The sequence below is a fragment of the Blastococcus xanthinilyticus genome, assembly GCF_008124835.1.
Classification (GTDB): Bacteria; Actinomycetota; Actinomycetes; order Mycobacteriales; family Geodermatophilaceae; genus Blastococcus; species Blastococcus xanthinilyticus.
Genome location: NZ_VNHW01000006.1, coordinates 134,102 through 153,035 on the forward strand (window position 1 = coordinate 134,102; position 18,934 = coordinate 153,035).

At 72.4% G+C, this 18,934-nt stretch carries 15 protein-coding genes and 1 tRNA gene; 4 read left to right on the plus strand and 12 right to left on the minus strand.

The genetic code is table 11. The features are described from left to right. Positions 1-84: 84 nt before the first annotated feature. The 3 genes from BD833_RS11150 to BD833_RS11160 all read right to left on the minus strand — a co-directional run bounded on the left by BD833_RS11150 (position 85) and on the right by BD833_RS11160 (position 6,388). The gene (locus BD833_RS11150; protein ID WP_208092591.1) at positions 85-3,354 is read right to left on the minus strand and encodes an Rne/Rng family ribonuclease; all 3,270 of its coding nucleotides are present in this window, start codon (positions 3,352-3,354) and stop codon (positions 85-87) included. Positions 3,355-3,677: 323 nt separating this feature from the next. Next, positions 3,678-4,445: a TIGR03936 family radical SAM-associated protein gene (locus BD833_RS11155; protein WP_166533207.1), complete on the minus strand. Its 768-nt coding sequence runs from the start codon at positions 4,443-4,445 to the stop codon at positions 3,678-3,680. Next, positions 4,445-6,388, minus strand: coding sequence for a TIGR03960 family B12-binding radical SAM protein (locus tag BD833_RS11160; protein ID WP_166533208.1), 1,944 nt, complete (start codon positions 6,386-6,388; stop codon positions 4,445-4,447). Before BD833_RS11160 ends, BD833_RS11155 begins: the two co-directional genes overlap by 1 nt. A 161-nt stretch (positions 6,389-6,549) precedes the next feature. On the opposite strand from BD833_RS11160, the gene BD833_RS11165 reads away from it, so the two are divergent. Beyond that, positions 6,550-6,816, plus strand: coding sequence for a helix-turn-helix transcriptional regulator (locus BD833_RS11165; protein WP_166533209.1), 267 nt, complete (start codon positions 6,550-6,552; stop codon positions 6,814-6,816). Continuing rightward, positions 6,813-7,319 carry a hypothetical protein gene (locus BD833_RS11170; protein ID WP_166533210.1) on the plus strand — a complete coding sequence of 169 codons (507 nt, stop codon included), beginning with the start codon at positions 6,813-6,815 and terminating at the stop codon, positions 7,317-7,319. Before BD833_RS11165 ends, BD833_RS11170 begins: the two co-directional genes overlap by 4 nt. Positions 7,320-7,392: 73 nt before the next feature. On the opposite strand, the gene ndk is transcribed toward BD833_RS11170, so the two are convergent. Genes ndk through BD833_RS11185 form a run of 3 tightly spaced genes read right to left on the minus strand, consistent with a single transcriptional unit; the run spans position 7,393 to position 9,574 of the window. Beyond that, on the minus strand, positions 7,393-7,803 hold the full coding sequence (ndk, locus tag BD833_RS11175) for a nucleoside-diphosphate kinase (RefSeq protein WP_166533211.1): 411 nt from the start codon (positions 7,801-7,803) through the stop codon (positions 7,393-7,395). Between the two features lie 11 nt (positions 7,804-7,814). After that, positions 7,815-8,222 (minus strand): DUF4233 domain-containing protein, encoded by a 408-nt coding sequence (locus tag BD833_RS11180; RefSeq protein ID WP_166533212.1) that lies wholly within the window; start codon positions 8,220-8,222, stop codon positions 7,815-7,817. Beyond that, positions 8,219-9,574, minus strand: a complete 1,356-nt coding sequence (locus BD833_RS11185) for a bifunctional folylpolyglutamate synthase/dihydrofolate synthase (protein ID WP_166533213.1) — start codon at positions 9,572-9,574, stop codon at positions 8,219-8,221. The genes BD833_RS11180 and BD833_RS11185 overlap by 4 nt, the downstream gene beginning before the upstream one ends. A gap of 120 nt (positions 9,575-9,694) precedes the next feature. Here BD833_RS11185 and valS point away from each other — a divergent pair, with 120 nt between their 5' ends. After that, complete coding sequence (valS, locus tag BD833_RS11190; protein WP_166533214.1) at positions 9,695-12,289, plus strand: valine--tRNA ligase; 2,595 nt, start codon at positions 9,695-9,697, stop codon at positions 12,287-12,289. Positions 12,290-12,333: 44 nt separating this feature from the next. Here the strand turns inward: valS and BD833_RS11195 are convergent, their stop codons facing one another. Further along, a complete protein-coding gene (locus tag BD833_RS11195; protein ID WP_166533215.1) occupies positions 12,334-12,861 on the minus strand; it encodes a DUF1697 domain-containing protein in 528 nt (175 codons plus the stop codon). 147 nt (positions 12,862-13,008) lie between these two features. Here BD833_RS11195 and BD833_RS11200 point away from each other — a divergent pair, with 147 nt between their 5' ends. Further along, positions 13,009-13,932 (plus strand): DUF559 domain-containing protein, encoded by a 924-nt coding sequence (locus BD833_RS11200; RefSeq protein ID WP_166533216.1) that lies wholly within the window; start codon positions 13,009-13,011, stop codon positions 13,930-13,932. Positions 13,933-13,987: 55 nt separating this feature from the next. Here BD833_RS11200 and clpX read toward each other — a convergent pair whose 3' ends face one another. The 5 genes from clpX to BD833_RS11225 all read right to left on the minus strand — a co-directional run bounded on the left by clpX (position 13,988) and on the right by BD833_RS11225 (position 18,863). After that, positions 13,988-15,262 carry an ATP-dependent Clp protease ATP-binding subunit ClpX gene (gene clpX / locus BD833_RS11205; RefSeq protein WP_166533217.1) on the minus strand — a complete coding sequence of 425 codons (1,275 nt, stop codon included), beginning with the start codon at positions 15,260-15,262 and terminating at the stop codon, positions 13,988-13,990. A gap of 297 nt (positions 15,263-15,559) precedes the next feature. Then, positions 15,560-16,186, minus strand: coding sequence for an ATP-dependent Clp protease proteolytic subunit (locus tag BD833_RS11210; protein WP_166533218.1), 627 nt, complete (start codon positions 16,184-16,186; stop codon positions 15,560-15,562). Positions 16,187-16,206: 20 nt separating this feature from the next. Beyond that, complete coding sequence (locus BD833_RS11215) at positions 16,207-16,845, minus strand: ATP-dependent Clp protease proteolytic subunit (protein ID WP_424945169.1); 639 nt, start codon at positions 16,843-16,845, stop codon at positions 16,207-16,209. 266 nt (positions 16,846-17,111) lie between these two features. After that, complete coding sequence (gene tig / locus BD833_RS11220; protein WP_166533219.1) at positions 17,112-18,581, minus strand: trigger factor; 1,470 nt, start codon at positions 18,579-18,581, stop codon at positions 17,112-17,114. A 205-nt stretch (positions 18,582-18,786) separates the two neighbouring features. Further along, a tRNA-Pro gene (locus tag BD833_RS11225) sits at positions 18,787-18,863 on the minus strand. Positions 18,864-18,934 lie beyond the last annotated feature (71 nt).

The following is an 18,934-nucleotide window of genomic DNA, read 5'->3' on the forward strand; positions in this document are numbered from 1 at the left end:
TGGCGCAGCAACCCGTCCAGCGTACCCGAGCCCCGCGGACGGGTCGACACGCCCTCGGTGTGGCGCTGCCGACCCGTCCGGCGGTCAGGCGGGCGGCCCGGCCGGCCGGCTGGCGGCCCGCCGGCGGCGCGGCCGCGAGGCGGCAGCCGGCGGTTCGCCGTTCTCCGCGGCGGGCTCGGCCGGCGTGGTCGCCGAGTCCGGGACGACGTCGGCGGAGGTGGTGGCCGGGGTGATCGGCGACGTCGACTCGGCCGGCGCCTCGACGGCGGCCACCTCGCCGGCCGGGAGCACCTCGTCCTCGGCGTCCGCCGGCACCGGGGCCGGCGCAGCGGGGGCGGGCTCCGGCATCTGCGGGGCGTCGTCGACCGACACCGGCGCGGCGGGCACCGGCTCGACCGTCACCTCGGCCGACTCCCCGGCCGGCGTGCCGGGCTGCTCGTCCCGGGCCCCGGCGAGCACGGCGGCGTCCTCGGCGGCACGGTCCTCCCCCGACTGGCCGCGGTTGCGCCGGCCACGGTTGCGGCGGCTGCCGCCGCGACCGCCCTCGGCGTTCTCGCTCTCGCCGGCTCCCGGCTCCCCCTGCGCAGCGACGGCCTCGTCCTGGGCCGGCTCCGCTGCGGGCGCCTCGTCCTTGGCGGAGCCCTCGTTCCTGCCCGCGCCGACGCCCCGGCCCGAGCTCTCGTTGCCGGAGGCCTCCTTGGCCGAGCCCTCCTTGCCCGAGACGTCCTTGCCGGCGGTCTCCTTGCCGCCGCCGCCGCCGCCACCGCGGTTGCGGCCGCCGGAGTCCTTGCCACCGCCACCGCCGCCGCCGTTGCCGGACTGGCCGGAGGAGTCCTTGCCACCGCCACCACCGCCGCCGTTGCCGCGGCGCTTCTCGTCGACGGGGTCGAGGTGCACGAGGATCCCGCGCCCGCGGCAGTGCTCGCAGGACTCGGAGAAGACCTCCAGCAGGCCCTGCCCGACCCGCTTGCGGGTCATCTGGACCAGGCCCAGCGAGGTCACCTCGGCGACCTGGTGCTTGGTGCGGTCCCGCCCGAGGCACTCGGTGAGCCGGCGCAGCACGAGGTCGCGGTTGCTCTCGAGCACCATGTCGATGAAGTCGATGACGATGATGCCGCCGATGTCGCGCAGCCGGAGCTGGCGGACGATCTCCTCGGCCGCCTCCATGTTGTTGCGCGTGACGGTCTGCTCGAGGTTGCCGCCGGAGCCGGTGAACTTGCCGGTGTTCACGTCGACGACCGTCATCGCCTCGGTGCGGTCGATGACCAGCGACCCGCCCGAGGGCAGCCACACCTTGCGGTCCAGCGCCTTGGTCAGCTGCTCGTCCACCCGCAGGTCGCGGAAGACGTCGCCCTCACCGGTGTAGCGGGTGAGCCGCTCGGTGAGCTCGGGGCTCACGTGGGCGACGTAGGCCTCGACGGTGTCCCAGGCGTCGTCGCCCTGGACCACCAGCTCCTTGAAGTCCTCGTTGAAGACGTCGCGGATGACCCGGATCGCGAGGTCGGGCTCCCCGTAGAGCAGGGTCGGCGCGCTGGAGGTCGACTCCGACTTCTTCTTGATCACGTCCCACTGCGCGGTGAGCCGGTTGACGTCGCGGGTGAGCTCTTCCTCCGAGGCGCCCTCCGCGGCGGTGCGGATGATCACGCCGGCGTCCTCGGGGACGATCCGCTTGAGGATGTCCTTGAGCCGCTGGCGCTCGGTGTCGGGCAGCTTGCGGCTGATCCCGGTCATCGAGCCGCCGGGCACGTAGACGAGGAAGCGCCCCGGCAGGTTGATCTGCTGGGTCAGCCGGGCGCCCTTGTGCCCGATCGGGTCCTTGGTCACCTGCACGAGGATCTTGTCGCCGGACTTGAACGCGGTCTCGATGGAGCGCTGCTTGCCCGACAGGCCGGCCGCGTCCCAGTTCACCTCACCGGCGTAGAGGACGGCGTTGCGCCCCTTGCCGATGTCGACGAAGGCCGCCTCCATGCTGGGCAGCACGTTCTGCACCCGGCCCAGGTAGACGTTGCCGGCGAACGACGTGGCCGACGCCTGGGTCACGTAGTGCTCGACCAGGATGTCGTCCTCGAGGACGGCGATCTGGGTGCGCTCCCCGCGCTGGCGGATGACCATCTTCCGGTCCACCGCCTCGCGGCGGGCCAGGAACTCGGACTCGGTGAGGATCGGCTGGCGGCGCCGGCCGGTGTCCCGGCCGTCCCGGCGCCGCTGGCGCTTGGCCTCCAGGCGGGTGGAGCCGGCGATGCCGCGGACGTCGTCGTCGCTGGTGCTGCGGCCGTTGCGGCCGGCCCGCTCGGGACGGTCGTCGTCGTCGCTCTCGTCGGCGGAGTCGTCGCTGCCCGAGCCCCCGCCGCCGCCGCTGCGGCGCCGGCGGCGCCGCCGCCGGCGGGTCCCCGACCCGGTCGAGCCCTCGTCGTCGCCGTCGTCCTCGGTCGACTCGTCGCCGCTGTCGGCGTCGTCCTCGTCGGATCCGGCGTCCGCCGTCCCGGGGCGCTCGTCCGCGTCGGTGTCGTCGTCGGTGTCGGCGTTGTCCTCGCCGCTGCGGCCACGGCCACGGCCGCGGCGGCCCCGACGGCGGCGGCGGCTGGCCGCCGAGCCGGAGTCGTCGCGGTCCTCGCCGGACTCGTCGCGGTCGTCGTCATCGGTGGACTCGTCGTCGGTGGCGCCGTCGTCGGCGGCCGGGATCTGCTCCTGCCGGTCCTCCGCCGCGCGGCCGCGGCGGGACCGGCTGCGGCGGGACCGGGGGGCCTCGTCGGCCGGCTCGTCACCGGCGTCGTTGCGGTCGTCGGCCGTCTCGTCGGGCGTCTCCGGGTCCGGCGACTCCGCCGGGCGGCGGCTGCGCCGGCGCGGGGCGACGGGCGCGTCGGCCTCCGGGGCGACGAAGGTGATGAAGGCCGGGACGGGCGCGGCCGGCGGCGCGGCCACCGCCTCCACCTGGCCGGGGTCCGCCGCGGCCGCGGGGCGGGTGGCCCGGCGGCGGGGGCGGGCGACGACGGCCGTGGGCTCCGGCGAGCTGAACTGGGCGCCGAAGCGGGAGTGCACCGGCTCGTGCTCCGCGGCCTCCGGATCGGCCGGGGCGGCTGCCTGGGACCGGGTGTCCGGCTCGGGGTCGGCCGCCTGCACGTCGGCCTCGGCGTCGTGCTCCTCGGCGTCCTGCTCCTCGGCGTCCGGCTCGTCCTCGGCGTCCGGCTCGTCCTCGGCGTCCGGCTCCGCAGCCGGCCCGTCCTCGGCGGGCGCCCCCTCCTCGGCGGTGGCCGGCATGCCGGTGGCCTCGGCCTCGGCGGGCTGCGGGGTGCCGGCCGGCACTCCCCCGCCCTGGGTCTCGTCGGTCTCGGTCGTGTGGTCGGTGTCAGCCACGAGGGCTCTCGCCTCCTGTGTGGTGCTCCCGGGCGCCGATCGGACTCGACTGGCGGCCGCGCAGGAGCACGGGTTGGGCGGGGCGGGTTGCCGCACGGGGTACGGCGGACTGGCTCGCCCTGCGAAGTCTGTGGGCGGCTCCCGCGCGACGGTTGCCGCGGCAGGGAGCCGGACTGCGGTGGTACGCGTCCCCGGTGACGCCGGAGGCGGTGGTGCGGGGGTCCTGCGTGGTCTGGGCGTCCGGACCGGGTGGCCCGGATCGGGCGCGTCACGTCCGGCAGCCGTGTCGCTCGACGGCGCGCGGTCTCCGGGCGTCCGCCGGATCAGACCGGTGCGTGTTCCCCCTGGCAGCGGGTGCGCGCCACACGGTCAGGACCGAGCGGATCGGCCACGGTCCCGGTGTCGTCGAGCCGGCCCTGCGCCTCACGCACGGCCCGGGGGGGCAACGGCGGGCGCAGGTCGGCGACGGCAGCCAGGGCGGCCAATACGTCGTCGGGTCGTACAGCGGGCGTCACCTGCCGGACGACCACGTGCAGTATGGCACAACCTGCCTCTTCCGACGCCGACGCGCCGGCGACGGCGGGGCGGGCGTCGATGTCCTTCAGCCCGTTCTTGGTGCGCTTGGCGACGGTCACGACGTCGCTGGCGAGGAACTTCTCCACGGCCGGGGCGAGCTCCGCGAGGGCCAGGCCGGGCAGCTCCACCCGCCACACGGAGGTGTCGATCCGGTCGGCCAGGGAGCCGGTCCCCTCCTGCGCCTCCACGACCTCGAGGACGGCGACGTCGGGCGGCAGCGCCGTGTCCAGCGCGACCCGCACCGCCTCGGGGTCGCACCGGATGGCGATGCCGATCTCCAGGTACTCCGCCTCGCTGGCCGCCCCGGTGGGCGCGGCCCCGATGTAGGAGATCTTCGGGTGCGGGCTGAACCCGGCCGAGAACGCCATCGGGACCTGCGCCCGGCGCAGCGCCCGCTCCAGGGCGCGGGCCAGGTCGCGGTGCGAGGCGAACCGGAGCCGGCCCCGCTTGGCGTAGCGGATCCGCAGCTTCTGGACGGTCGGCGGCGGGGGCGGGCCCTCGGGCTGGCGGGCCATCAGACGACGGTCAGCGGCAGCAGGCTGCGACCGGTCGGGCCGATCTGGATCTCGGTGCCCATGGTCGGGCAGACGCCGCAGTCGTAGCAGGGCGTCCACCGGCAGTCGGCCACCTCCTCCTCGGAGAGCGCCTCCTGCCAGTCCTCCCAGAGCCACTCCTTGTCCAGCCCGGAGTCCAGGTGGTCCCAGGGCAGGACCTCGTGCTCGGTGCGCTCCCGGGTGGTGAACCAGTCCAGGTCGACGCCGAACGCGGCGAGCTCCTCGGCGGCGGCCTGCGTCCACCGCTCGTAGGAGAAGTGCTCGCTCCAGCCGTCGAACCTCCCGCCCTCGCGCCACACCCGCTCGATGACCCGGCCGACCCGGCGGTCACCGCGGGACAGCAGTCCCTCGATCATCCCGGGCTTGCCGTCGTGGTACCGCAGCCCGATCGAGCGGCCGATGCGCCGGTCGGCGTTGATCGCCTGGCGCAGGGCCCGGAGGCGGGAGTCGATGGTCTCCGCGCTGGCCTGGGCCGCCCACTGGAACGGGGTGTGCGGCTTGGGCACGAAGCCACCGATGGAGACGGTGCAGCGGATGTCCTTGCGCCCGCTGGCCTCGCGGCCGGCGCGGATCACCTCGACCGCGAGCTCCGCGATCTCCAGGACGTCCTCGTCGGTCTCGGTGGGGAGCCCGCACATGAAGTAGAGCTTCACCTGGGTCCAGCCGTTGGCGTACGCCGTGGTCACCGTGCGGACGAGGTCCTCCTTGGACACCGTCTTGTTGATGACCCGGCGGATCCGCTCGCTGCCGCCCTCTGGGGCGAACGTGAGGCCGGAACGCCGTCCGTTGCGGGACAGCTCGTTGGCCAGCGTCACGTTGAAGGCGTCGACGCGGGTGCTCGGCAGGCTCAGGCCGGTGTTGGTGCCCTCGTAGCGGTCGGCCAGCTCCTTGGCCACCTGGCCGATCTCCGAGTGGTCGGCCGACGACAGCGACAGCAGGCCGACCTCCTCGTAGCCGGTCGCCTTGAGACCCTGCTCGACCATGGAGCCGATGCCGGTGATCGTCCGCTCGCGCACCGGGCGGGTGATCATCCCGGCCTGGCAGAACCGGCAGCCGCGGGTGCAGCCGCGGAAGATCTCCACGCTCATCCGCTCGTGCACGCTCTCGGCCAGCGGCACCAGCGGCGTCTTCGGGTAGGGCCACTCGTCGAGGTCCATGACGGTGCGCTTGCCGACCGTGACCGGGACGTCGTCCCGGGTGCGGGCGACGGCGGCGATGGTGCCGTCGGGGCCGTACGAGAAGGCGTAGAAGCGCGGCACGTAGACGCCGTCGACGCGGGCCAGGCGGGCCAGCAGCTCCTCGCGGCCGCCGGGGCGGCCCTGCGACTTCCAGGCGGCGACGACGTCGGTGATGTCGCCGACGGCCTGCTCGCCGTCGCCGAGGACGGCGCAGTCGACGAAGTCGGCGACCGGCTCGGGGTTGAAGGCGGCGTGCCCGCCGGCGACGACGACCGGGTGGGTCTCGTCGCGGTCGACCGCGTGCAGCGGGACGCCGGCGAGGTCGAGGGCCTCGAGCAGGTTGGTGTAGCCCAGCTCGGTGGCGAAGCTGACGCCGAGCAGGTCGAAGTCGCGCACCGGGCGGTGCCCGTCGACGGTGAACTGCGGGACCCCGTGCTCGCGCATGAGGGCGGCGAGGTCGGGCCAGACGGCGTACGTGCGCTCGGCCAGGGCGTCCGGGCGCTCGTTGAGCACCTCGTACAGGATCATCAGGCCCTGGTTGGGCAGCCCCACCTCGTAGGCGTCGGGGTACATCAGCGCCCAGTGCACGGCCGCGGACTCCCACGGCTTCACCTGGGCGTTGAGTTCACCCCCCACGTACTGGATGGGCTTCTGGATCTGGGCCAGCAGCGGCTCGAGTCGCGGGTACAGCGACTCGCCTGCGGTGGCGCGGAGCTCTGCAGTCATGACCGGTCCAGGGTAGCCGCCCCCGCGCACACCCCATGGTGATCAGGTGACCTGATCGTTCCGGGTCCTGGCTCAGCGCCGGACGTGAGCCAGGACCGCACCAGGTGAGCCAGGACCACGTCGACTACGCGAAGCGTTGTATTAATGCTATGGTCCATCGCATGGGACGACAGCCCAAGACCGAGGCGGACACGGTCCACGACCGAATCGCCGTGCTGCGCGCCGACCGCGGCGTCAGCCGGAAGGAACTGGCGGACGCCGTCGGCGTCCACCCGCAGACGATCGGCTACGTGGAGCGTGGCGACTACAGCCCGTCGCTGGCGCTGGCGCTTCGCATCGCGCGCTACTTCGACCTGCCCGTCGAGGCGATCTTCTCGCTCGACCCGCTGCCCTCACTCACCCAGGAACTTCTCCGGAGGACGTCGTGAGCATCTCCCCCGACCAGACCTACCTCGCCCGCAACTTCGAGGACGAGCGCTGGGCGTGGGCGCGCCCGCGCCGCGTCCGCCGCCGCGCGGTGCTCGCGCAGGTGGTGCTCCTGACCGCGTTGATCGGGGCCACCGTGGTCGCCGCATCGACGGGCCCGGGCTGGACGACGTGGTACTTCGTCGCCCTGACCGTGAGCATGCTGGGGTTCATCCCCCTGCACTCGGTGCTCAATGCCGGCATCCGGGGCGTCTTCGACCGCAGCGACCGGTCGCTGGACGAGCACCAGCAGCGGTTGCGCGACCGCTCCTACGTCGCGGTGGCCTGGCCGTCGTCGGGGTTGCACCTCAGCGCATGGGCCGGCGCCGTCGCCGTCGTCGCCCTCAGCGGGCACGTCGTGCTGGCGCTCTACCTGGGCTTCCTGCTCTGGTTCGCCGCCGGCCTGCTGGCCTACTGGCACCTGGCCTGGACGGCGCCCGACGAGCCGGCCGACGCCGACCTCTGAGAGCTGACCTCGCCCTCGACCACTCGCGAGCTCGTGGCGGGCCCCTGCGAGGGGGCCGCCACGAGCTCGCGCCTCACGCCAGGTTCGGGAAGAAGAGCGTGACCTCGCGCTCGGCGGACTCGGGCGAGTCGGAGCCGTGCACGATGTTGTTCTGCACCTCGAGGGCGAAGTCGCCGCGGATGGTGCCCGGGCCGGCCTTCACCGGGTCGGTGGCGCCGGCCAGCGCGCGGAACGCCTCGATGGCGCGCGGGCCCTCGACGACCAGCGCCATCAGCGGGCCGCCGGTGATGAACTCCACCAGGTCGGCGAAGAACGGCCGCTCGCGGTGCTCGGCGTAGTGCGTCTCGGCGGTCTCGCGGTCGAGGGTGCGGAGCTCGGCGGCGACCAGCCGCAGGCCCTTGCGCTCGAGCCGCGTGATCACCTCCCCGACCAGGCCGCGGGAGACGCCGTCGGGCTTGACGAGGACGAGGGTGCGTTCGGTCACGGGGCCGGAGCCTACGGGGTGCCCGCCGGAGCGCCGTCGGCGTCGCCGTCCCGCGGCTCGGGAACGGGGCCGAACGGCGTCCCGACCAGCTGCTTGCGCACCTGCAGGAGGTAGCTCCAGATCAGCACGAAGGCGCCGGCCACGAACCACATGATCCCGTTCAGCAGGCCGGTGAGCAGCAGCGGCACCTGCAGGGCGGTGCCGATGAGCAGGCCGCGCTCCCGCCGCTGCACCCCCGAGGCGAGGATCAGCACGGTCGCCAGCACCAGCAGGATCGTCAGCCGGCCGGCGCCCAGGCCCTCCTCGGTCTGCGCGATCCCGCGCGGCACGAACAGCACCGCGATGCCCTCCAGCACGAGCACCGCGGCGGCGACGCCGCGCAGCGCCTTCGCGGCCCGCGCCGGGTCCGGCGCGGTCACCGGTTGCTCCGGGACAGCAGGCTGCGAGCCTCCCCGGCCGTGATGACGCTGCCGGTCACCAGCACGCCGGAACCACCGAGCGCGTCGTCCGGGCCGGCCTCTGCCAGCTCGATGGCCTCGGTGATCGCCTCCGGGAGCCGTGGCGAGACGCTGACCCGGTCGGCGCCGAAGACCTCGACCGCCAGCGCGCCCAGCTCGTCGGCCGGGAGCGCGCGGGACGAGCTGTTCTGGGTGACGACCAGCTCGGCGCAGATGCCTTCCAGCACCTCCAGCATCCCGGTGACGTCCTTGCCGTGGACGGCGCCGACGACGCCGACCAGCCGGGTGAAGTCGAACGACTCGCGGATCGCCGCCACCGTCGCCTCCATGCCGGCCGGGTTGTGCGCGGCGTCGACGAGGACGGCGGGGCTGGTGCGCACCCGCTCCAGGCGGCCCGGCGAGCGGACGGCTGCGAACGCCGCGCGGACGGTCTCCTGCTCGATCGGGCCGGTGGCGGCCCCGGCGCCGAGGAACGCCTCGACCGCGGCCAGCGCCGTCGCCGCGTTCTGCGCCTGGTGCGCCCCGAACAGCGGCAGGAAGACCTCCTCGTACTCCCCGCCGAGCCCCTGCAGCCGCACCTGCTGCCCGCCGACGGCGACCCGCCGCTCGAGCACGCCGAACTCGGTGCCCTCGCGGGCGACGACGGCCTCGGCCTCGACCGCCCGGCGGACCAGGGCGTCCAGCGCCGTCGGCTGTTGGTGGGCCAGCACGGCGATCGCGTCGGCTTTGATGATCCCGGCCTTCTCCCCCGCGATCGTGCCGACGTCGGGCCCGAGGTACTCGGCGTGGTCCATCGCGACCGGCGTGACGACGGCGACCCGCGCGTCCGCCACGTTGGTGGCGTCCCACCGGCCACCCATGCCCACTTCGATGACCGCGACGTCGACCGGGGCGTCGGCGAACAGCGCGTAGGCCATGCCGACCGTCACCTCGAAGAAGCTCATCGGGATCTCGCCGGCGGCGTCGACCATCTGGATGTAGGGCGCGATGTCGTCGTAGGTCTCGACGAAGCGCTCGGCGCTCACCGGCTCGCCGTCGAGCACGATCCGCTCACGGATGGTCTGCAGGTGCGGGCTGGTGAAGCGGCCCACCCGGAGGCCGAAGCCGCGCAGCAGCTCGTCGATCATCCGCGCCGTCGTCGTCTTGCCGTTGGTGCCGGCGACCTGGATGACCGGCATCGCCCGGTGCGGCGAGCCGAGCAGGTCGACCAGCGCGCTGATGCGGGTGAGCGAGGGCTCCAGCCGGCTCTCCGGCCACCGGGCCAGCAGCTCGTTCTCGACCCGGGCCATGTCACCGGTGCTGCCGTTGCTCATCCTGCTCAGGATGCCAGCCATGGCACGGGGCCGGCTCCGCGCCCCGGTCCGCTCCTCCCCCGTTCCTCCTCCGATGCTCCCGGGGCTGTCGCCGACCGGTCACTCCCTACGATGAGGGGCATGACCACCGACATTCGCACCCCGGACGCCACGGCCCCGGGAGCTGGCGGTGGCGTACCCGAGAAGCCGACGATCGACGGCCTCGAGGAGAAGTGGGTCGCCCGCTGGGCGGCCGAGGACACCTACGGCTTCGACCGCGACGCCGCGCTGCAGGCGCCCCGGGAGCGGATCTACTCGATCGACACCCCGCCGCCGACCGCGAGCGGCTCGCTGCACGTGGGGCACGTCTTCAGCTACACCCACACCGACATCGTCGCCCGCTACCAGCGGATGCTCGGCAAGCACGTCTACTACCCGATGGGCTGGGACGACAACGGCCTGCCGACCGAGCGCCGCGTGCAGAACTACTACGGCGTCCGCTGCGACCCGGCGCTGCCCTACGACCCGTCGTTCGAGCCGCCGGCCAAGCCGGAGAAGAACCAGCTGCCGATCTCCCGGCGCAACTTCGTCGAGCTGTGCATGCAGCTGACGGAGGAGGACGAGGCCGAGTACGAGAAGCTCTGGCGCCGCGTCGGGCTCTCGGTCAACTTCGCCAACGTCTACCGGACGATCTCCGAGACCTCGCGGGCGACGGCGCAGCGGATGTTCCTGCGCAACCTGGCCCGCGGCGAGGCCTACGCGCAGGAGGCGCCGACCCTCTGGGACGTCACCTTCCGCACCGCCGTCGCCCAGGCCGAGCTGGAGGACCGGGAGCGGCCCGGCGCCTACCACCGGATCTCCTTCTCCTCCCCCGAGGGCCCGGTGTTCATCGAGACCACCCGGCCGGAGTTGCTGCCGGCCTGCGTCGCGCTGGTCGCCCACCCCGACGACGACCGGTACGAGCCGCTGTTCGGCACGACGGTGCGGACGCCGCTGTTCGACGTCGAGGTGCCGGTGGTCGCGCACCGCCTGGCCGAGCCGGACAAGGGCTCGGGCATCGCGATGATCTGCACCTTCGGCGACCTCAACGACGTCACCTGGTGGCGCGAGCTGCAGCTGCCCACCCGGGCGATCGTCGGCTGGGACGGCCGGATCCTCGCCGACCCGCCGCCCGGCGTGCCCGCGCAGCCCTACGACGAACTGGCCGGCAAGACGATGTTCAGCGCCCAGCAGCGGATCGTGGAGTTGCTGCGCGAGTCCGGCGACCTCGACGGCGAGCCGAAGCAGATCACCCACCCGGTGAAGTTCTTCGAGAAGGGCGAGCGCCCGCTGGAGATCGTCACCACGCGGCAGTGGTACGTCCGCAACGGTGGCCGGGACGCCGACCTGCGCGAGGCGCTCGTCGCCCGCGGCAAGGAGATCCAGTGGGTGCCCGAGCACATGCGGCACCGCTACGACAACTGGGTCGAGGGCCTCAACGGCGACTGGCTGATCAGCCGGCAGCGGTTCTTCGGCGTCCCGTTCCCGGTCTGGTACCGGCTGGACGCCTCCGGTGAGCCGGTCCACGACGAGCCGATCCTCGCCGACGAGGCGTCCCTGCCGGTCGACCCGTCCTCCGACGTGCCGCCGGGCTTCGACGAGTCGCAGCGCGGCAAGCCGGGCGGCTTCATCGCCGATCCCGACGTGATGGACACCTGGGCGACGTCGTCGCTGTCGCCGCAGGTGGCCTCGGGGTGGGACACCGACCCGGAGCTGTTCGCCGCGGTCTTCCCGATGGACCAGCGGCCACAGGCGCACGACATCATCCGCACCTGGCTGTTCTCCACCGTCGTCCGCGCGCACTTCGAGCACGGCACGGTGCCCTGGACGCACGCCACCATCTCCGGCTTCGTGGTCGACCCCGACCGCAAGAAGATGTCGAAGTCCAAGGGCAACGCGACCACGCCGATCGACGTGCTGGAGCGCTACGGCACCGACGCGGTGCGCTGGCGCGCGGCCGGTGCCCGGCCGGGCGCCGACTCGCCGTTCGACGAGGCGCAGATGAAGGTCGGCCGCCGGCTGGCCATGAAGATCCTCAACGTGGGCAAGTTCGTGCTCGGGCTGGGCGCCGGGGACGTGGAGCTCGAGTCGGCCGCCGAGCGGATCACCGAGCCGATCGACCGGGCGCTGCTCACCGCGCTGGCCGCCGTCGTGGACGAGGCGACCGCGGCGATGGACGCCTACAACTACACCCGCGCGCTCGAGGTCACCGAGACGTTCTTCTGGTCGTTCTGCGACGACTACGTGGAGCTGGTGAAGTCCCGCGCCTACCGGTCCGACGACGCCGCCGCCTCCGCGCAGGCGGCGCTGGCGCTCGCGCTGTCGGTGCAGCTGCGGCTGTTCGCCCCGGTGCTGCCCTTCGTGACCGAGGAGGTCTGGTCGTGGTGGCAGACGGGCTCGGTGCACCGCGCGCCGTGGCCGGCCGCCACGGAGCTCCCGGCCGACGGAGACCCGGCCGTGGTGACGGTGGCCGCGGCGGCGCTGGCCGCGGTGCGCAAGGCGAAGTCCGACGCCAAGCAGTCGATGCGCGCCGACGTCGAGTCCGCGACCGTCACCGCCAGCCCCGACCAGGTGCCCCTGGTGGAGGCCATCCAGCCGGACCTGATCGACGCCGGCCGGATCCAGACGCTGATGGTGCGCCCGGGCGAGGGCCCGCTCACCGTCGACGTGGTGCTGGCCCCGACGCCGGAGGGCTGACCGGGTGAGGGCGTGTTCCCGATCGAGAGCGCGCCCTCACCCGGTCAGCGGGTGAGCTCCGCCAGCTTCCGGACCGTGTTCCAGTTCCGGTTGGTGCCGACGCCCAGCAGCTGGGTCCAGGCGCGCTCGGTCCTGCGGTCGCTCTGCAGGCCGTCGGGCAGCCAGATGTAGACCTCGCGGCCGCGCGGCACGTACTCCCAGCCGTCAGCAGGCGGGAGTGCCGCCACGCGCTCGGGGTCCAGCGGCTCGGCGTAGAAGGTGACCGAGTAGCGCGCCGGGTTGGTCGCGACGTGACCGAGCGGATCGGCGGCCACCACGTCGGCCAGCTCGTCCGCCGTCCGCACCACGACGGGGACGTCGATGGCGAACTCGTCGTCGATCGCCCTGGTGAGCTCGGCGGCGAGCTCCGCCTCCGGGAGCAGGCTGTCGAGCAGGACGTTGCCGCTGCCGAGGTGGGTGCGGACGGCGCCGAAGCCGCGAGCGGTGAGCGCCTCGCGCAGCCGGGGCATCGGCACCCGCCGGGTGGCACCCAGGTTGATCGCCCGGAGCAGCGCGACGTACCGCGTGGTCATGGCCGGCACGCTAGCCCGCCCGCCGGATCGCGGCATTGAACCAGTGGAGCCCGATAGCGCAGTCATTTCGAAGCCGAGTGGTTCATTGCTCGCCTCGTCCACAGGGCCTCTGCGGCGGCGCCCACGGTTCGACCAGCATCTCCGGTCATGCGCGACCTCGCCCAGCTCTTGCCGCATGGCGTCACCACACGCATCGAGCTGACTCTCGCCACCAGCAGCAGCTCGGTTGCGCGGTGGACCGCCGCCGGTGACCTCGTCCACGTGCACCCGGGCGTGGTCATGCTCCCGGGGGCGGTCGACGACCCCCTGGCTCGGGCCCGCGGCGCCGCACTATGGGCGAAGGGCCCGTTGAGCCACCTGTCGGCCCTGGCGTTGTGGGACGCCACGCCGTCGTGGACCCCGCAGCTGCACGTCACCGTGCCGGCCGACCGGTACCCCCGCCGGACCGGGGGCGTGGTGGTTCACCGAACGACGCTACCGCTCCCCACGACCCGCATCCGGGGCATCCCGGTCACCGCCCTCCCCCGCAGCCTGGTCGACTCGTGGGACTGGGCCCACCGCACGCGACGAGGGCAGCACCCGCCCGGAGCGCGGGCCGCGGCCCGTCAGGCGGTCATCGAGACCGTGCGGTCGAGGCGGCTCACCGTTCCCACGCTTCGGCTGGAGGCCGACGCCTGCAGGAAGCACGCCGGACGGGCAGACCTCTTCCGACTGCTCGACCTGGTCGAGAGCGGGTGCGAGAGCGAGCTGGAGATCTGGGGCGTGACCGCCGTCCTCCCGGGACCGCCTCGGGTTCCCGCGCCCTCCCTGCAGCACGCCGTCCGCCTGGGCAACGGGCGGTGGGTTCGGCTGGACGCCGCCTGGCCTCCTGCTCGTGTGGCGGTCGAGCTCGACGGCGCCGCGTTCCACGGCAGCCGGGAGGCACGCGAGCGCGATCTGCGGCGGGACACTGCCCTGGCCGCACTCGGCTGGGTGGTGCTGCGGTTCAGCTATGCGCGCCTCATGAGCGATCCCCTGGGCTGCCGGCGGGAGATCGAAGCCGTGATCCTCGGCCGGATGGCGAGCCGCTGAACCAGAGAGGCCCAGAACCGCGCGGGTTCTGGGCCTCTCTGGTTCTAGCTGCTGCTTAGGCGGACTTCTCGCGGGGGGCGCGGGAGGGCTTGCGCGGCACGATCGTCGGGTTGACGTGCTCCAGCACGACCTCCTTGGTGACGACGACGGAGGCGACGTCCTCACGGCTGGGGATGTCGTACATGACCGACTGGAGCACCTCCTCCATGATCGCGCGGAGCCCGCGGGCGCCGGTGCCGCGGAGGATCGCCTGGTCGGCGACGGCCTCGAGCGCGTCGTCGGTGAACTCCAGCTCCACGCCGTCGAGCTCGAACAGCTTCCGGTACTGGCGCACCAGGGCGTTCTTCGGCTGGGTCAGGATGTTGATCAGCGCCTGGCGGTCCAGCTTGCGCACGCTGGTGATGACCGGGAGCCGGCCGATGAACTCCGGGATCATCCCGAACTTCAGCAGGTCCTCGGGCATGACCTCGGCGAACGCGTTGGCGTCCTCGATCTCCTGCTTCCCGCGGATCTCGCCGGCGAAGCCGATGCCCTGCTTGCCGGCGCGGGCCTCGATGACCTGCTCCAGGCCGGCGAAGGCACCGCCCACGATGAACAGCACGTTCGTCGTGTCGATCTGGATGAACTCCTGGTGCGGGTGCTTGCGGCCGCCCTGCGGAGGCACCGACGCCGTCGTCCCCTCGAGGATCTTCAGCAGCGCCTGCTGCACGCCCTCGCCGGAGACGTCGCGGGTGATCGACGGGTTCTCGCTCTTGCGGGCGATCTTGTCGACCTCGTCGATGTAGATGATGCCGGTCTCGGCGCGCTTCACGTCGTAGTCGGCGGCCTGGATCAGCTTGAGGAGGATGTTCTCGACGTCCTCACCCACGTAGCCGGCCTCGGTGAGCGCCGTGGCGTCGGCGATGGCGAACGGCACGTTGAGCATCCGGGCCAGGGTCTGCGCCAGGTGCGTCTTGCCGCAGCCGGTGGGGCCGATCAGCAGGATGTTGGACTTGGCCAGCTCGACGGCGTCCTCGCGGGAGGCGCGGTCACCGCCGGCCTGGATCCGCTTGTAGTGGTTGTAGACCGCGACCGAGAGGGTCCGCTTGGCCTTGTCCTGGCCGATGACGTACTGGTCGAGGAAGTCGTGGATCTCCTTGGGCTTCGGCAGCTCGTCGAACTTCAGGTCCGACGACTCCGAGAGCTCCTCCTCGATGATCTCGTTGCAGAGATCGATGCACTCGTCGCAGATGTAGACCCCGGGGCCAGCGATGAGCTTCTTGACCTGCTTCTGGCTCTTGCCGCAGAACGAGCACTTGAGCAGATCACCGCTCTCACCGATTCGTGCCACCTGCTGACCTCCACCTCGACAGTCGCCGGTCCTGGTGTCAGGTACCCGCGGGTTGGACTTGTCTTGCGTGCTACCCCGTGCATTCGACCTCGCCGACAGGCTGTCCCGCGAGGCTCCCTCCCGGCGCTTCCGGCCGGGGATCGGGTGTTCGCCGAACGTACCTGCCGCCGTGGACGGGGTCGGGCAATGACTCACCCGGTTCCGCCCCGGCCGTCCCACTCGTTCCGCCGTGCTCTCAGACCCCCGACGGTACGGGCCGAACACGCGTCACGCGCGTCTCCGGCCCGTACCGATCGGTCAGGACTGGAGGGCGTTGAGCTTGCGGCTCTGGATCACCTGGTCGACGATCCCGTACTCCTTGGCCTGGGTGGCCGTCAGGATCTTGTCGCGGTCGATGTCGGTGCGGACCTGCTCCTGGCTCCGGCCGGTGTGCCGGGCCAGGATCTCCTCCATCTGCACCCGCACCCGCTCGATCTCGGCGGCGTGGATCTCCAGGTCGGTGACCTGGCCACCGGCCTCGCCCGAGGGCTGGTGGATGAGCACGCGGGAGTACGGCAGCGCCAGGCGCTTGCCCGGCGTCCCGGCCGCGAGCAGCACGGCGGCGGCCGAGGCGGCCTGGCCCATGACCACGGTCTGGATGTCGGGCCGGACGAACATCATCGTGTCGTAGATGGCCATCAGCGAGGTGAACGAGCCACCGGGCGAGTTGATGTAGATGGTGATGTCGCGGTCCGGGTCGGCCGACTCGAGCGTGATGAGCTGGGCCATCACGTCGTTCGCCGACGCGTCGTCGATCTGCACCCCGAGGAAGATGATCCGTTCCTCGAAGAGCTTGTTGTAGGGGTTGGACTCCTTCATGCCGTAGCTCGTGCGCTCCACGAAGGAGGGCAGGATGTAGCGGCTGGAGGGCATCTCGAAGCTCATCGTCTGGTGTCCTCGCACGCTCAGTTGTCGGAGACCGGGTTGGCGCTGTCGGTCATGGCCGCCTTGCTCACCACGTGATCGACGAAGCCGTACTCGAGGGCCTCCTGCGCGGTGAACCAGCGGTCGCGGTCGGAGTCCTCGTTGATCCGCTCGATCGTCTGACCGGTGTGGAACGACTGCAGCTCGTTCAGCTCGCGCTTGGTGCGGCGGAACAGGTCGGCCTGGATGGCGATGTCGGCTGCGGTGCCGCCGACGCCGGCGGACGGCTGGTGCATCATGATCCGCGCGTGCGGCAGGGCGTAGCGCTTGCCCTTGGTGCCCGCCGTCAGCAGGAACTGGCCCATCGACGCGGCCAGGCCCATCCCGTAGGTGGCGACGTCGCAGTCGATGAACTGCATCGTGTCGTAGATGGCCATGCCGGCGCTGACGGAGCCGCCGGGCGAGTTGATGTACAGGTGGATGTCGCGCTTGGGGTCCTCGGCCGACAGCAGGAGCATCTGCGCGGCGAGCTGGTTGGCGATGACGTCGTCGACCTGGGTGCCGAGGAAGATGATCCGCTCGCGCAGCAGGCGCTCGTAGACCGAGTCGCCCAGGTTCATCATTCCGCCGGCACCGCGCATCATCGGTGCGCTCGCCAGGTTCGGGTCGGTGGTGCTCACGGGTGCGGTGACCTCCGTTGGACGTCGTGGCAGGTGGATCTCGGTGGTAGGTGGTCTCGGGTGGTACGGGCCCGGAACGGCCCGCCGGGAGGCGGGCCCCCCGGCGATCGCCTGAGTCCTGTCGACCCTAACCCGCACCTGCGACGGGACAGTCCCGGTGCGGGCGGTGTTCGCCGTCGGCGCAGCGTCTCGTCGCCGAACGCGACGACGCCGCCCCGCCCGGAGGGGGCGGAACGGCGTCGTCGGGGTGGTGCTGGTCGTGCGGGTTACGCCTTGGTGACGTCCTCGGTGTCCTCGGTCGCCCCTTCGGCGGCCTCGGTGGCGACGGCCTTGACGCCCAGGTCCTCGTCCGCGGCCGGCGCGTCCTCGGAGCCGGCGTCCTCGGAGCCGGCGTCCTCGGCGGGGGCCTGGACCGTCTTCGGGCGGAGGGCCTCGAGGTCGACGGTGTTGCCCGACTCGTCGGTGATCGTGGTCTGCTCGAGCAGCTGCGCCAGGGTCTTGGTGCGGCGGACGTCGGCGACGAACTCGGCGATGTTGCCGCTCTGCTGGAGCTGCTGGGCGTACTGCTCCGGGCTCATCCGGTTGCGCTGCGCCTGGGCCACGATCTGCGCCGACAGGTCGTCGTTGTCGACGGTGACCTCACGGGCGTCGGCGATCGCGTCGAGGATGAACTGCGTCTTGACGGCTTCCTCGACGGTCTTCTTCTGGTCGGTGTCGTAGGCCTCGCGGCTCTCGATGCCGGACATCTGCAGGAACGCGTCCCAGTCCATGCCGGCCTGGAGCAGCTCCCGCTCGAGGGCCTGGCTGCGCCACTCGACCTCGCGCTGGACGAGGTTCTCCGGGATCGGCACCTCGACGGTCTCGAGCAGGTGCTCGACCAGCTTGTCGCGCGCCTGGGCGCCCTGCTGGATCACCTTCGTGCGGGCCACGCGGGTGCGGACGTCCTCGCGGAGCTCCTCCAGCGTGTCGAACTCGCTGGCGGTGGAGGCGAAGTCGTCGTCCAGCTCCGGCAGCTCCTTCTCCTTCACCGAGCGGACGGTGACGGTGACGTCGGCCTGCTCGCCGGCGTTGGGGCCGGACAGCAGCGCGGTCTGGAAGCTCTTGCTCTCGTCGGCGGACAGCCCGCGGACGGCGTCGTCGAGGCCCTCCATGAGGTTGCCGGAGCCGACCTCGTAGGACATGCCCGTCGTCGAGCCGTCCTCGAGCACCTCGCCGTTCAGCTTGGCCTCGAGGTCGATGGAGACGAAGTCGCCGTCCTGCGCGGCGCGCTCGACGCCGGTCAGCATGGAGAAGCGCTCACGCATGACCGAGACCTGCTGGTCGATCTCCTCGTCGGTGACCTCGACGTCGTCGACGGTCACGGCGAGGTCGTCCAGCCCGGGCAGCTCCAGCTGCGGGGCGACGTCGACCTCGGCGGTGAAGGCGAGGGTGTCGTTGTCGTCGAGGCGGGTGACCTCGATCTCGGGCTGGCCGAGCACGCGCACCTGGTTCTCGCGGATGACCTCGGAGTAGACCTCCGGGATCGCGTGCTGCACGACCTGCTCGAGGACGACGGGGCGGCCGATGCGCTGGTCGAGGACGCGGTTGGGCACCTTGCCGGGGCGGAACCCGGGCACGCGGACCTGCTTGCCCAGCTCCTTGTAGACCTCACCGAAGGCGTGGTCCAGGTCCCCCCAGGGCACCTCGATCGCCATCCGGACCCGCGTGGGGCCCAGTTCCTCGATGGTGCTCTTCACAGCGGCAGTGCTCCTCGATACAGACAGCAGGGGGATCGGGCGCTCCGCAGGCACGCGGACGCCGAACTGCCCACGAGTCTAGAGACGCGTGAGCAGGTTGGGGATGGCGGTGCCGTGACACCGGCACGAGCTGGTCGGGGTGACGGGATGTGGACCTGCAGCAGGACCTGGTCGGGGTGACGGGATGTGGACCTGCAGCAGGACCTGGTCGGGGTGACAGGATTTGAACCTGCGGCCCCCTGCTCCCAAAGCAGGTGCGCTACCAAGCTGCGCCACACCCCGTGGCCGCCCGAGTCTAGGCGCACCCCTCCCCCGCGACGGACGCCCGCGGACGCCGGGGCACCGCGGCGGCC

Coding starts and splice junctions, on each gene's coding strand:
- BD833_RS11165 (WP_166533209.1), top strand. CDS start 6,550: ATGGGACGACAGCCCAAGACCGAGGCGGACACGGTCCACGACCGAATC.
- BD833_RS11200 (WP_166533216.1), top strand. CDS start 13,009: ATGCGCGACCTCGCCCAGCTCTTGCCGCATGGCGTCACCACACGCATC.
- BD833_RS11185 (WP_166533213.1), bottom strand. CDS start 9,574: ATGAGCAACGGCAGCACCGGTGACATGGCCCGGGTCGAGAACGAGCTG.
- BD833_RS11155 (WP_166533207.1), bottom strand. CDS start 4,445: ATGGCCCGCCAGCCCGAGGGCCCGCCCCCGCCGCCGACCGTCCAGAAG.
- BD833_RS11160 (WP_166533208.1), bottom strand. CDS start 6,388: ATGACTGCAGAGCTCCGCGCCACCGCAGGCGAGTCGCTGTACCCGCGA.
- BD833_RS11195 (WP_166533215.1), bottom strand. CDS start 12,861: ATGACCACGCGGTACGTCGCGCTGCTCCGGGCGATCAACCTGGGTGCC.
- valS (WP_166533214.1), top strand. CDS start 9,695: ATGACCACCGACATTCGCACCCCGGACGCCACGGCCCCGGGAGCTGGC.
- BD833_RS11210 (WP_166533218.1), bottom strand. CDS start 16,186: ATGAGCTTCGAGATGCCCTCCAGCCGCTACATCCTGCCCTCCTTCGTG.